This window comes from uncultured Alistipes sp. (assembly GCF_910580175.1).
Classification (GTDB): domain Bacteria; phylum Bacteroidota; class Bacteroidia; order Bacteroidales; family Rikenellaceae; genus Alistipes.
Window position 1 is genome coordinate 125,173 of sequence record NZ_CAJTXD010000006.1, and the last position, 12,576, is coordinate 137,748.

The 12,576-nt window shown below is 51.7% G+C and carries 9 protein-coding genes and 1 CRISPR repeat array; of the genes, 6 read left to right on the forward strand and 3 right to left on the reverse strand.

The window, feature by feature from the left end:
• Positions 1 to 91: 91 nt before the first annotated feature.
• The 4 genes from cas9 to QZ298_RS08115 all read left to right on the forward strand — a co-directional run bounded on the left by cas9 (position 92) and on the right by QZ298_RS08115 (position 8,131).
• Positions 92 to 3,769: a type II CRISPR RNA-guided endonuclease Cas9 gene (cas9, locus tag QZ298_RS08100; RefSeq protein WP_296007829.1), complete on the forward strand. Its 3,678-nt coding sequence runs from the start codon at positions 92 to 94 to the stop codon at positions 3,767 to 3,769.
• Complete coding sequence (gene cas1 / locus QZ298_RS08105) at positions 3,763 to 4,650, forward strand: type II CRISPR-associated endonuclease Cas1 (RefSeq protein ID WP_296007831.1); 888 nt, start codon at positions 3,763 to 3,765, stop codon at positions 4,648 to 4,650. The genes cas9 and cas1 overlap by 7 nt, the downstream gene beginning before the upstream one ends.
• Positions 4,650 to 4,988, forward strand: a complete 339-nt coding sequence (gene cas2, locus QZ298_RS08110; RefSeq protein WP_296007834.1) for a CRISPR-associated endonuclease Cas2 — start codon at positions 4,650 to 4,652, stop codon at positions 4,986 to 4,988. Before cas1 ends, cas2 begins: the two co-directional genes overlap by 1 nt.
• Positions 4,989 to 5,121: 133 nt before the next feature.
• A CRISPR array of direct repeats spans positions 5,122 to 7,522; the repeat unit is 36 nt; unit sequence GTTGTGGTTTGATGTAGAACTCTAATAATATACAAC.
• A 375-nt stretch (positions 7,523 to 7,897) separates the two neighbouring features.
• Positions 7,898 to 8,131, forward strand: coding sequence for a DUF5053 domain-containing protein (locus tag QZ298_RS08115; protein WP_296007837.1), 234 nt, complete (start codon positions 7,898 to 7,900; stop codon positions 8,129 to 8,131).
• An 83-nt stretch (positions 8,132 to 8,214) separates the two neighbouring features.
• Here QZ298_RS08115 and QZ298_RS08120 read toward each other — a convergent pair whose 3' ends face one another.
• Positions 8,215 to 8,670 carry a tyrosine-type recombinase/integrase gene (locus tag QZ298_RS08120; RefSeq protein WP_296007840.1) on the reverse strand — a complete coding sequence of 152 codons (456 nt, stop codon included), beginning with the start codon at positions 8,668 to 8,670 and terminating at the stop codon, positions 8,215 to 8,217.
• A 609-nt stretch (positions 8,671 to 9,279) separates the two neighbouring features.
• Here QZ298_RS08120 and QZ298_RS08125 point away from each other — a divergent pair.
• Positions 9,280 to 9,525 carry a hypothetical protein gene (locus tag QZ298_RS08125; protein WP_296007843.1) on the forward strand — a complete coding sequence of 82 codons (246 nt, stop codon included), beginning with the start codon at positions 9,280 to 9,282 and terminating at the stop codon, positions 9,523 to 9,525.
• A 162-nt stretch (positions 9,526 to 9,687) separates the two neighbouring features.
• Entirely contained in the window at positions 9,688 to 10,665 is a 978-nt protein-coding gene (locus QZ298_RS08130; protein ID WP_296007845.1) for a linear amide C-N hydrolase, read from the forward strand.
• Between the two features lie 98 nt (positions 10,666 to 10,763).
• Here the strand turns inward: QZ298_RS08130 and QZ298_RS08135 are convergent, their stop codons facing one another.
• Both QZ298_RS08135 and QZ298_RS08140 read right to left on the reverse strand, forming a co-directional pair.
• The gene (locus QZ298_RS08135; RefSeq protein WP_296007848.1) at positions 10,764 to 11,468 is read right to left on the reverse strand and encodes a FadR/GntR family transcriptional regulator; all 705 of its coding nucleotides are present in this window, start codon (positions 11,466 to 11,468) and stop codon (positions 10,764 to 10,766) included.
• 156 nt (positions 11,469 to 11,624) lie between these two features.
• Positions 11,625 to 12,542, reverse strand: coding sequence for a hypothetical protein (locus tag QZ298_RS08140; RefSeq protein ID WP_296007851.1), 918 nt, complete (start codon positions 12,540 to 12,542; stop codon positions 11,625 to 11,627).
• Between the last annotated feature and the right edge of the window lie 34 nt (positions 12,543 to 12,576).

The following is a 12,576-nucleotide window of genomic DNA, read 5'->3' on the forward strand; positions in this document are numbered from 1 at the left end:
CGTCCCCAAACAAAGGCCCGCAAGCATGTCCGCAGGCTGCGCTGCCGAATAAAAAGAGGAATATCTGCGGATAAGCATAAAAAATTATTGTATGTCGAAGGTATTAGGATTGGATTTGGGCACCAACTCGCTGGGATGGGCCATAGCAGAACAAACCGAAAACGGATATGCACTGCTCGACAGAGGAGTCGACATTTTCCAGGAGGGCGTAGCGCGCGAGAAAAACAACGAAAAACCGGCCGTGCAAGACAGAACCGATGCGCGGGCGCTGCGTCGTCACTATTTCCGCCGCAGACTGCGTAAAATCGAGGTGCTCAAGATACTCATCGAACACGACCTGTGCCCTCCTTTGAGCGACGAGCAGCTGGCTCAATGGCGCAAACGCAAGACCTACCCGCTCGACGACGCTTTCATCCAGTGGCAACGAACGGACGACAATACTGACAAGAATCCCTACCATGATCGCTACCGCGCCCTGACCGAAGAACTCGATCTCGACAACCGTCACGACCGCTGGTCGCTCGGCCGCGCCCTGTACCACTTGGCGCAACGGCGCGGATTCATCAGCAACCGGAAAGATACCGGGAAAGAGAGCGAAAACGGACAGGTCAAACAAAGCATCAAGAACCTGACAACCGACATGGAAGCGGCGGGATGCTGCTATCTGGGCGAATATTTCTACATACTTTACCAGCAAAAAGAAAAAATCCGCAAAAAATACACCTCGCGCAACGAACACTATCTGGCGGAGTTCCGGGCCATCTGCGAAAAACAGAAACTGCCCGAATCCTTGACAGAGACACTGCATCGCGCCATCTTCTTCCAACGCCCCCTGAAGTCGCAGAAAGGAGCCGTCGGGAAGTGCACTTTCGAAAAACGGAAACCGCGCTGCCCGATCTCCCATCCGCATTTCGAGGAGTTCCGCATGTATTCTTTCGTCAACAACATTCGGATTGCCGGCCCCCAAGACCCGGATTTCCGCCCGCTGACACAAGACGAAATACAGACGATCCGCCCGCTGTTCCTACGCAAGAGCAAACCGCACTTCGACTTCGAAGAAATCGCACGCAAAATAGCCGGCAAGGGACGTTATGCCTGCAAGGGCGACCGGAACGAGGCGCCATACCGGTTCAACTACGCACGCATCGCGACCGCAAGCGGATGTCCGGTTACGGCCGCCCTGATCTCGGTATTCGGCGACGACTGGCTGACGGAGATATGCAGCCTCTACACGCTCGGAAGCCGCAAGACCGCAGAACAGATACTCAACGACGTATGGCATGCGCTGTTTTCGTTCGACGACGAAGAGCGGCTCGGCGCATGGGCACGCGAAAAGCTCCAGCTCACGGAAGAACAAGCCAAAGCTTTCGCTGCGATCCGCCTGCCGCAGGACTATGCAGCCTTGAGCCTGAACGCCATCAGCAAGATACTACCCTATCTGCGCGCCGGATACCGCTACGACGAAGCGGTATTCATCGCCAATCTGAAAGCAGCGTTGCCGCAGGAAATCTATGAAGATGAAACGCATCGCAGGGAAATCGAACAAGACATCGCCCAGCTGCTGCTCGACTACAAACGGAATCCCTACGACAAATACGATTCGAAAGAACGCCGCATTGCGGAATATTTTACCGACAACGGACTCGACAGCTCGCAGCTCGACCGGCTCTACCACCCGTCGATGATCGAGACCTATCCGGCCCAGCGGCCCGATGCCGACGGCATCTTGCAACTGGGATCGCCGCGCACGGCGTCCATACGCAATCCGATGGCGATGCGGGCCTTGTTCCGTTTGCGGATTCTGATAAACAAACTATTGCGGGACGGGAAAATAGACCCCACGACGAAGATAAACATCGAATTCTCCCGGGGGCTGAACAATGCGAACAAACGCAAGGCCATCGAACAATACCAACGCGAAAGAGAGGCCGACCACCGGAAATTCGCCGACGAAATCCGGGCGCAATACGCTGCGGAAAGCGGAATGGACGTCGAACCGACAGAAACGGACATACTGAAATACCAGTTCTGGGAAGAACAGAAACACGTATGTCCCTACACGGGCAAGCAAATCCGCATCTCGGACTTCATAGGCACGGCCACGGACTGCGACATCGAACACACCGTTCCCCGGTCGCGCGGAGGCGACGATTCGCAGATGAACAAAACGCTCTGCGAAAATCGCTTCAACCGGGAGGTAAAGCGGGCCAAACTTCCGTCCGAATTATCGGCCCATGCCGAAATCATGGCACGCATCGAAGGATTCGGTTGGCAAGAGAAAATCGATACGCTGCAAAAAATGATCGAAGCGCAAGTACGCAAAAGCAAGAATGCCGCCACGAAATCGGAAAAAGACAACGCCATCCAACGCCGCCACTACCTGCAAATGCACCTGGCGTACTGGCGCGGAAAGATCGAACGCTTTACAATGACCGAGGTGCCGGACGGATTCTCCAACAGACAAGGCGTGGACATCGGAATCATCGGCCGCTACGCACGGCTCTATCTAAAAACGGTATTCGACCGGATATACACGGTAAAAGGGGCGACGACCGCCGAATTCCGCAAGATGTGGGGATTGCAGGCGGAATATGTAAAAAAAGAACGTGTGAATCATGTACACCACTGCATCGACGCCATTACGATCGCCTGCATCGGTCGAAACGAATACGACCGCTGGGCCCGATATGTCGGCGACGAAGAACGCTACCTGCGCAACGAAGGCGCACGCCCGCAATTCGAAAAACCGTGGCCGACCTTTACCGAAGATGTCAAAGCCATAGCCGACGAACTGCTCATCGCGCACCACACGCCGGACAACCTGCCCAAGCAAAGCCGCAAAAGGCTGCGCATCCGCGGCAAGGTACAGGTCGACAACCAAGGCAAGCCCATCTACATGCAAGGCGATACGGCCCGGGGAGCACTGCATCAACAAACTTTCTACGGAGCGATCAAACGCGACGACGAAATCAAACATGTCGTCCGCAAGTCGCTTGACCAACTGCAACCCACCGACGTGGACAAAATAGTCGACGAAGCGGTAAAACAGAAAGTAAAAGACGCGATTGCGGAAGTCGGATTCAAAACAGCGATGAATCCGCAAGAACACACGATCTGGATGAACCAGGAAAAAGCCGTACCGATTCGCAAAGTACGCATCTTCACACCGAACGTGACGAAACCGGTTCATCTGAAAGCGCAACGCGACATCTCGGAAAAAGAATACAAACGGGACTACCTTGTCATGAACGACGGCAACTACTGCATGGCCGTCTACGAAGGAACCGACAAACGCGGAAAGACGAAACGTTCGTTCGAAATCGTCAGCAACCTGGAAGCTGCCCGATATTTCAAGGCGAGCGCCGACCGTACGACCCGGCCCGACCTGGTGCCGATAACCGATGCTAACGGCCATCCGCTGAAGTATCTGCTGAAAACCGGCACGATGGTACTTTTCTACGAAAATTCGCCGGCCGAACTGCATGAATGCACCCAAAAGGACCTGGCGAAACGGCTGTACAAAGTAATCGGAATGAGTAGTACTATGATACAACAGAAATATTCATACGGAATACTTACATTGCGGCATCATCAAGAAGCTCGCCAAGCGGTCGATTTGCCAATAAAAAAAGGCGCCTGGAAAATCGATGAATCCTATCGTCCGATTATTGGACTTTACCATACACAACTGAACGCCTATGTCGAGGGTTACGATTTCGACATGAGCGTCACGGGAGAAATCATATTCAAACATGAACCCTCATGCTGAAACGCGCCCTGTTTTTCTCGACGCCGTACTGCCTGAGCCTGCGCAACGGGCAGCTGATCGTCCACACGAAGGAAGCTCCCGAGATGCAAAAAAGCATCCCCATAGAAGACATCGGGGCCATCATCTTGGAAGACCAGCAGACCACGGTCACGCTGCCGTTGCTCAATGCGCTTTCCGACAACAACGTGGCAGTGATCTTCTGCGGCAACGACCGCATGCCGAATGCCATGCTGATGAATCTGGACTCCAACAAGACGCAAGGCGAAAGCTACCGCGCGCAGGCCGAAGCGAGCGAACCGCTCAAAAAAAGCATCTGGAAACAGATCGTCGAAGCGAAAATCCGCAATCAAGCGGCCCTGCTACGCAAGTTGGGCAAGGATGGAGACAAACTGAAACCCTACTACATGAACGTAAAGAGCGGAGACACGGACAACCGGGAAGGCATTGCAGCGAAAATATATTGGACGGAACTGTTCGGTCGGGAATTCATCCGTATGCGTGAAGGTGCGGAACCGAACAACCTGCTGAACTACGGATACACGATTCTTCGTGCAGCCGTTGCCCGCTCGCTGATGGGGTCGGGACTGCTGCCGGCATTCGGCATTTTCCATCGCAACCGCTACAACGCATTCCCGCTGGCGGACGACCTGATGGAACCCTATCGTCCGTATGTCGACGAACAGGCATACCACCTGCACGCAGCGGGCAAATCGCAACTGACCAAGGAAGTCAAAGGCGAATTGTTACGCTTGCTTTTCGTCGACACGCGTTTCGACAAGGTTTTGCGCCCGCTCGATGTGGGACTGACGTTTACCTCGGCATCCTTGGCCAAATGTTTTGCCGGAACCCAAAAAAAGATACTTTACCCTTTGCTTGAATAATGTCCGAATCCCGACTGAATGCCTACCGAATCATGTGGCTGTTCGTATTCTTCGATCTCCCGACCCAAACCAAAACCGAACGACGCCATGCGGCCCAATTCCGCAAGGCACTGGAGAAAGACGGTTTTTCGATGATGCAATATTCGGTTTACGTCCGACATTGCGCCTCGAAAGAAAACATGCTCGTGCATATGAACCGGGTACGAAAATCGATGCCTCCGGCCGGATATACGAGCATGCTGAGCGTGACGGACAAACAATATGGAGAAATCTTGAACTTCTGGGGCAAAATAGAACGCGCCAAACCCGAAACCCCGCAACAACTTGAATTTTTCTGAAAAATAAATACTATATTCGTTCTTTGAAATACGAAAAAACGCATCGAACCGACTTCGCCGACGAACAGGAACGGATTTTACGAAGCTCTTAAGCCATGTAAAACAACCAAAATCAACCCGTTCCATGCCCGGCGTTGTGGTTTGATGTAGAACTCTAATAATATACAACGGGGAACTCTTGCAGGGCTTCGCGGAACTGGTTGTGGTTTGATGTAGAACTCTAATAATATACAACGGCCGCAAGACGAACACCCGGCGGATAATGGTTGTGGTTTGATGTAGAACTCTAATAATATACAACGATGCCCGTTGTAGGGTAGTAGAATTCGTGTTGTGGTTTGATGTAGAACTCTAATAATATACAACCACGAACTCCTCGAAAGGCGTATACTCCGCGTTGTGGTTTGATGTAGAACTCTAATAATATACAACTGTACCATTCCCAGCAGTTCTCACGTACGGTTGTGGTTTGATGTAGAACTCTAATAATATACAACATGGCCAGACATCTGTTGCTATCAGCCTTGGTTGTGGTTTGATGTAGAACTCTAATAATATACAACAGAATCGTCGCGTATTATGTAGATGAGCAGTTGTGGTTTGATGTAGAACTCTAATAATATACAACACCGACCTTGAGGACTTCGTCGTCATCGCCGTTGTGGTTTGATGTAGAACTCTAATAATATACAACTTTTTCAGGATAGCGCCGCTGCATTTCAGCGTTGTGGTTTGATGTAGAACTCTAATAATATACAACCGGTTTCTGTGAAAAATATCGGCTGCGTAGGTTGTGGTTTGATGTAGAACTCTAATAATATACAACCGACAGGACGGATCGAACCAACGTTCGTGGGTTGTGGTTTGATGTAGAACTCTAATAATATACAACTTGAAATCGAATCGAGTTTCACGGATTAAGTTGTGGTTTGATGTAGAACTCTAATAATATACAACAGTCTCAGCGAGGATAAGGCCACCTTGCAAGTTGTGGTTTGATGTAGAACTCTAATAATATACAACACGGCATTCGCCCATCGGTTGAACTCCTCCGTTGTGGTTTGATGTAGAACTCTAATAATATACAACTTTTCAAGGTGCTCGAGTTCAAATGCGTAGTTGTGGTTTGATGTAGAACTCTAATAATATACAACGTAGAGTTCACGTTCGCCCTGCCGCGCCTTGTTGTGGTTTGATGTAGAACTCTAATAATATACAACTCCGTGATGATGCGCTGCACGCGCTTGTTGGTTGTGGTTTGATGTAGAACTCTAATAATATACAACGTCGGCCTCGGTCAAAAGCTGCTGCACCTCGTTGTGGTTTGATGTAGAACTCTAATAATATACAACGTGATTTGCTGTTCATTTTCTTAATCGTCAGTTGTGGTTTGATGTAGAACTCTAATAATATACAACCCCGGTAAAACAACTAACAACCAACTTGAAGTTGTGGTTTGATGTAGAACTCTAATAATATACAACAGAAGCAGAACCCTGCGCGAGACCGGCAAGTTGTGGTTTGATGTAGAACTCTAATAATATACAACACTGCGGCTCCTGCACATCCTTACGAGGAGGTTGTGGTTTGATGTAGAACTCTAATAATATACAACTGAATACTCGTGACCGTCTACAAAAAACGGTTGTGGTTTGATGTAGAACTCTAATAATATACAACGATTTCCGTGTCAGCCGTTCAGCGTCGCCGGTTGTGGTTTGATGTAGAACTCTAATAATATACAACGGTCAAGCTGTCCGACAACGACTACAGAACGTTGTGGTTTGATGTAGAACTCTAATAATATACAACACATCTTCTACACGCCTATCCGCAACTTCAGTTGTGGTTTGATGTAGAACTCTAATAATATACAACCCGCATCGAGCCTTACATCAACGAAGCGGGTTGTGGTTTGATGTAGAACTCTAATAATATACAACGAACGGCAGCCGCGGCGGTCGCCCGGCCGGGTTGTGGTTTGATGTAGAACTCTAATAATATACAACCAACTTTCAGTCGAACGGTAGTGCCCCGGAGTTGTGGTTTGATGTAGAACTCTAATAATATACAACACCGCGAACGGAATCAACGGAAGCTTTACGTTGTGGTTTGATGTAGAACTCTAATAATATACAACAGGAGGGCATGGCAGTCGCTGAGGAGCTGAGTTGTGGTTTGATGTAGAACTCTAATAATATACAACGGTGTGCTCGACCGCATCGTCGAAGTGAAGGTTGTGGTTTGATGTAGAACTCTAATAATATACAACGAAAATACTCTACGCGAGGAACCGCAACTGGTTGTGGTTTGATGTAGAACTCTAATAATATACAACAAATAGAGTTTCCCAAGTCGAGACATTGGGGTTGTGGTTTGATGTAGAACTCTAATAATATACAACATTCTGTTCGTGATGGGATCATTCGCTCGGTTGTGGTTTGATGTAGAACTCTAATAATATACAACACGAAGTGCTTCAAGAAGAGATCGAAGTCGTTGTGGTTTGATGTAGAACTCTAATAATATACAACTTTTTGAAAAACAAATTTTTATTCAAAAAAGCAGAAAAGTGTAAAAAAAATTTTCACACCACTTTATATAGTCGGGTGCAAGGCAAAGCGATGCAGTCGATCGAACGGTTGGCTGCATTTTTTTGAAAGAAGTGCCTGAAAATTTAGATAGTGTAATCTTTTACACTACATTTGTAATATCACAAACAAAGACATGTGGAACTCACAAAAAAAAGAGAAAGGCTTGATCGAGATGATCCGGCATTTAGGCGAGTATGGTCAAACGGAGGACGGAAAATAGAGGACTGTATTCATCAACTTCTCTCCGAACTGCTTTACAAAGATTAACTCAATGTCCCCTCCCCAAGAGGGAGGGGCGTTTTTAACAAAACGTGTATGAAACCGAACTCGCTTTTTAAACAAAAATTAGACGATATATTGGTAGATGTATCTTGGGGGCATTTAGCGATCGAGTACTTCGGCAAGTCGCCGTCGTGGCTCTATAACAAATTGCGTAGCATCGACGGAAACGGAAAGCCTACATCACTGACCGATGAGGAGCTGGTACAATTTAAGGGCGCGCTGTGCGACCTTGCAGACAGAATTAGACGGGTAGCGGATTCGCTATAAGGCTCGAAGTTTCATATCATTTTGGTAGCCTCGTCCGAGCCTTGCGGGGCGGCACCCCGGCCTATTGGTCGGGGTGTTTTCGTTCAAAGCGATAGACCGCCAATGTAGTCGATCACTTCTCGATTGGCCCGGTCGACCTTTGTCCAGTCGTAGGATATGTAGTACTTTCTCGCCACGGAGGTGTCCACGTGTCCCAAGGCTTTGCCGATCTCTTTTTCCGGAATGCCGATCTTGTCGGCCATCGTCGCCCAAGTGTAGCGTGCCCAGTAGAACGTCAGCCCCTCGATGTCGAGTTCTGCGGCTATCGCCCGCAGGGCTTTCTGGATGCGTTTGTTGAAAGTGTCGTACGTCGCTGTCTCCTCTGCGAAGCGCAGGACATGTTCCCGACCGAGGTATCGGGCAATGATTTCCGCCGCCTCCGGCTGCACGAGCAACGACACGGGGTTGGGTTTTTTGCTCGCGGTCTTCGTGCGTACGAAGTGTGTCCGGCCATCGCGCAGCCAGTCGGTTGTGGTTTGATGTAGAACTCGATTAGCCATCAAAAGTTTTCTTTCGGGGCGCCCCTTCGAGGCAGGATATTCCTGTTGCAGCTGCCGTTCGGCGACAGCCCCATGTCGATGTGAAGGCTTCGAGTCTTTCTTCCGGCAGCATTCTCGTTTGCAGAAAAAATTCGTATATTTGCATCGAAGCGCACACCTCCGGGGATGAATCGATCCGGCCAACCCTCGCGGATGATGGGGACTGGAGCAGCCCGGGCATGATACGGCGGAGCGGTGCGTCAGTCCGAAGTATTTTCGGCAACACCGGGACATCAACCCGTTGAAACAGCACGGGCGACTACCAGGAGCCAAGGTGCGAAGTATAAGGGAGTGCAAGCTCTCTTTTACTTTTTTAGCGACAACCCGCGGCGATGCTTCAGACACGGATCTTTTGTCCCGGCTAATTTTCTTTCCGCTCTTGATCGGTGGCTGCTCGGCCTCGGGCTGCATCTTTATGCCGAGCGGCTTCGCGTTTTCGATGCAACACACAGCATCACATCCGATCGACCGCAAACATTTCATCCGCCTCATCCCGATTCTGCTGTAGCTCGACAGTGTATACACAAAAATATTTGCCATTTGGGAATATTATGCCTATATTCGAAGCACATGGGCGCTCTTTTAACGATATGGTTCGCCGTCATGGGCATCTACTACCTGTGCGTGACTACGCTGCGACTTGCATTGAAGTTGCCCGCGATAGCGATATTTATCATCCTGCTGCCCGTGTGGCCTTTTATCGTGGCCTATCGCAACAGGGCAGAACATCCCATTCAGTCGAAAACCATATGTTGGATGTGGAGCATCTTATTCGTGCTCTGGGGAACAATCATCATGACAGGCGGCCATTTGTAGCTTCGGCATCCGCACACCTGCAATTCATTCGGATAACGTTCCCTCTCACTCGGGCGGCAAAACAATGTAGCACCGAATTTGCAAGGGAGGGGTAATATGACACAAAAAGGAATTTTGCTGGTACTACTGGCACTGGCAACCAAGATAGAAACAAAAGCGGAAATGTGCACAAGAGCAGTATACACAGGGCCGGAACAGACCGTGTTGACGGGTCGCACGATGGACTGGAAAGAAGACCCGCAAAGCAAGTTGTGGGTGTTTCCGCGGGGCTTGCAGCGCAACGGCGCAGCGGGCGCGAACTCGCTGGAATGGACTTCGAAATACGGAAGCGTCGCTACCTCGGCTTACGACATCTGCACCACCGACGGAATGAACGAAAAAGGCCTGGTCGCCAACCTGCTGTGGCTCGCCGAATCGGAATACCCGACCCGCACGACCGGCAAGCCGGCGCTTTCGGTCTCGGCATGGACGCAATATGTACTGGACAACTTCGCCACCGTAGACCAGGTTGTCGAGGCGTTCTCCGGCAACCAGTTCGATGTGGTCTCCGACCTGATGCCCGACGGTTCGAGGATGGCCGCACTCCACTTGTCGGTCTCCGACGCCGCAGGCGACAGCGCCATCTTCGAATACATCGACGGCCAACTCGCCATCCACCACAGCCCGGCCTATACGGTAATGACCAACTCGCCCGTTTTCGAACAGCAACTGGCACTCGACGATTATTGGAACAACATAGGCGGGCTGGTCTTCCTGCCGGGTACGAACCGCGCGGCCGACCGGTTCGTGCGGGCCTCGTTCTACATAGGCACGATACCGAAAACCGCCGATCCCCGGCTGGCCGTAGCCTCGGTATTCAGCGTCATCCGCAACGTCTCGGTGCCGCTGGGTATCAGCACGCCCGACGAACCCAACATCTCGTCGACCCGCTGGCGCACGGTCGCCGACCAGAAAAACCGGGTCTACTATTACGAATCGGTGCTTTATCCGTTCCTCATCTGGGTGGATTTCGACGGACTGGACTTCTCGGACGGCGCTCCCGTCAAGATGATCGACCCGGCATCGGGCAAACCGTATGCGGGGAACACGACCGCAGATTTCGCCCCGGCAACACCGTTCGTCTTCCAGGCGGCAAAGTAACCTTTCAAGAAAAAAGCGCACACAGAAAAAAACGCGGCGGCCAGAAAAGGATGTTTTTCGGCCGCCGCGCATATCGACACGCTCAAAGGGTCACGAGACTACTCCAAAAAGTGGTTTTCCTGGTTGTTGGTATGGGAGAATTCGCGGATCGACTTGAGATGCCGACGCAACATGGCGACGCACCCCTCCTCGTCCCGCTCGCGCACGCACCTCAGCAGCTCGCGATGCTCGAAGCACACCTCGTCCATAGGCACGGCGCAAACCCGATAGCGCTGATAATAGCGCAACACATCGGGTGTAATGACCAGCAGCAACGACACGATGACCGGATTATGGGCGCCGCGCGCCAATGCCTGATGATAAGCGAAATCCTTCGACACGCGGTCGTCGGTTCCGAACGAATCCTCGCACGCCGAGAGGGCCTCCTCGATGACGGCCAGATCCTCCTCCGTGCGGTTGCGGGCACAGAGGCGCAGCGCCTCGGTCTCAAGGAGTTCGCGCACATAGACCAACGATGCGAAATCATAGGGCTGGATCTGCAACGCATCGGTTATCATGCGTTCGAGCACCTGCATGGTCTCGCGGGCCACGACCGTGCCGCTCTGGGGGAAAGTCTGGACGATGCCGTAGAATTCGAGTTTCTGGAACGCCGCACGCACATGAGCGCGCCCCACGCCCAGTTTTTCGGCCAGCCGGCGTTCGGCCGGCAAACGTTCGCCGGGTTGCAGACGCCCCGAATAAAGCTGTTCCTTGATATATTTGAGCACCTCCTCCACTTGGGAAATGCCGGGAGCGTAGTTCATAAAGCGGTTTCTTGATTTAGGAACACAAAGGTCGCAAAAAAACCAATCAAACCAAAATAATTATGGGCAATAATCACGTCGGCGAATCCCCGGAAAGCCGAAAATCGAAAAACGACCCATGCGCCCGCCAATGCGGGAAAGTTTCCAGCCGCAGAACTATTGCACCTGCTTTTTTACCTCGAAATCGGCGAACTTCAAGATTTCATCCCGCAAATCGGGTTTCAATGCCCCTTGTTTCCCGAAACTGCGATAGATGCCCCACTTCGGACGCATGCCGGTCGTGCCGTCGCGCCACATAGCCAACGGCGTCGAGGGTACGGCGAGCAATTCGCGGCCGTCGCGCAAGCGCCGGATCGACAACCGGTAACTACCCTCTTCGGCACATTCGATACGCTCCTCGGCCTCGACCCACTCGCCCAGGAAATCGTCCAGATCGGCACGTGCCAGGTAACGGTTGCCGCCTCCGGCGCCCGTGGGCGGAACGTAGATGACCTGCAACTGCCGTTTGCCGTTGGAGAGCGTGCGGGCCGTGAATGTGATGAGCGGCATCGAGACGTCGGCCGTGCCGGCAGCGTTGTCGATGCCCTTGATCTGATGCACGTGGCAGAACTGCTGCGTGGTCTTCATCCCCTCGGGCAGGCGGAACTTCCAGCGGAAGAGCATCCGCTCGCCCTGCTGCCCCACCATCGATGCAGGCGAGCGGCCGTCGGTCTTGATCTCATTGCGCTGACGGTCGGTAATGTTGGGCTTGCCGCGGTCGTCGTCGATGTCGATATGGATGTAGAAATCGAAAACATGGCGCTGCAACTCCTCGTCCCACGATTGGCGGATGTGCTGGAACGGCGCAGCGGAGTGATCGTTGGAAGTGTCGGGGGTCTCGTAGTTGTAACCGCTGCCGACGATCAGGTCGTAAGTGCGCTCCGTGTCGCCGTCGGCACGCAGATCGCCTTCGCGCAACGCCGGTTCGGGCTGCACCGGCGGCTGCGGATTTTCGGGCACCGGGGGCACCTCGAACGAACGGCCCGAACAGGCCAGAACGAAGAAAACAGAACAGGCGAAAATAAATCGTTTCATGATTTGGTTTTGTAGTCGATTCAGGTTATCTTTG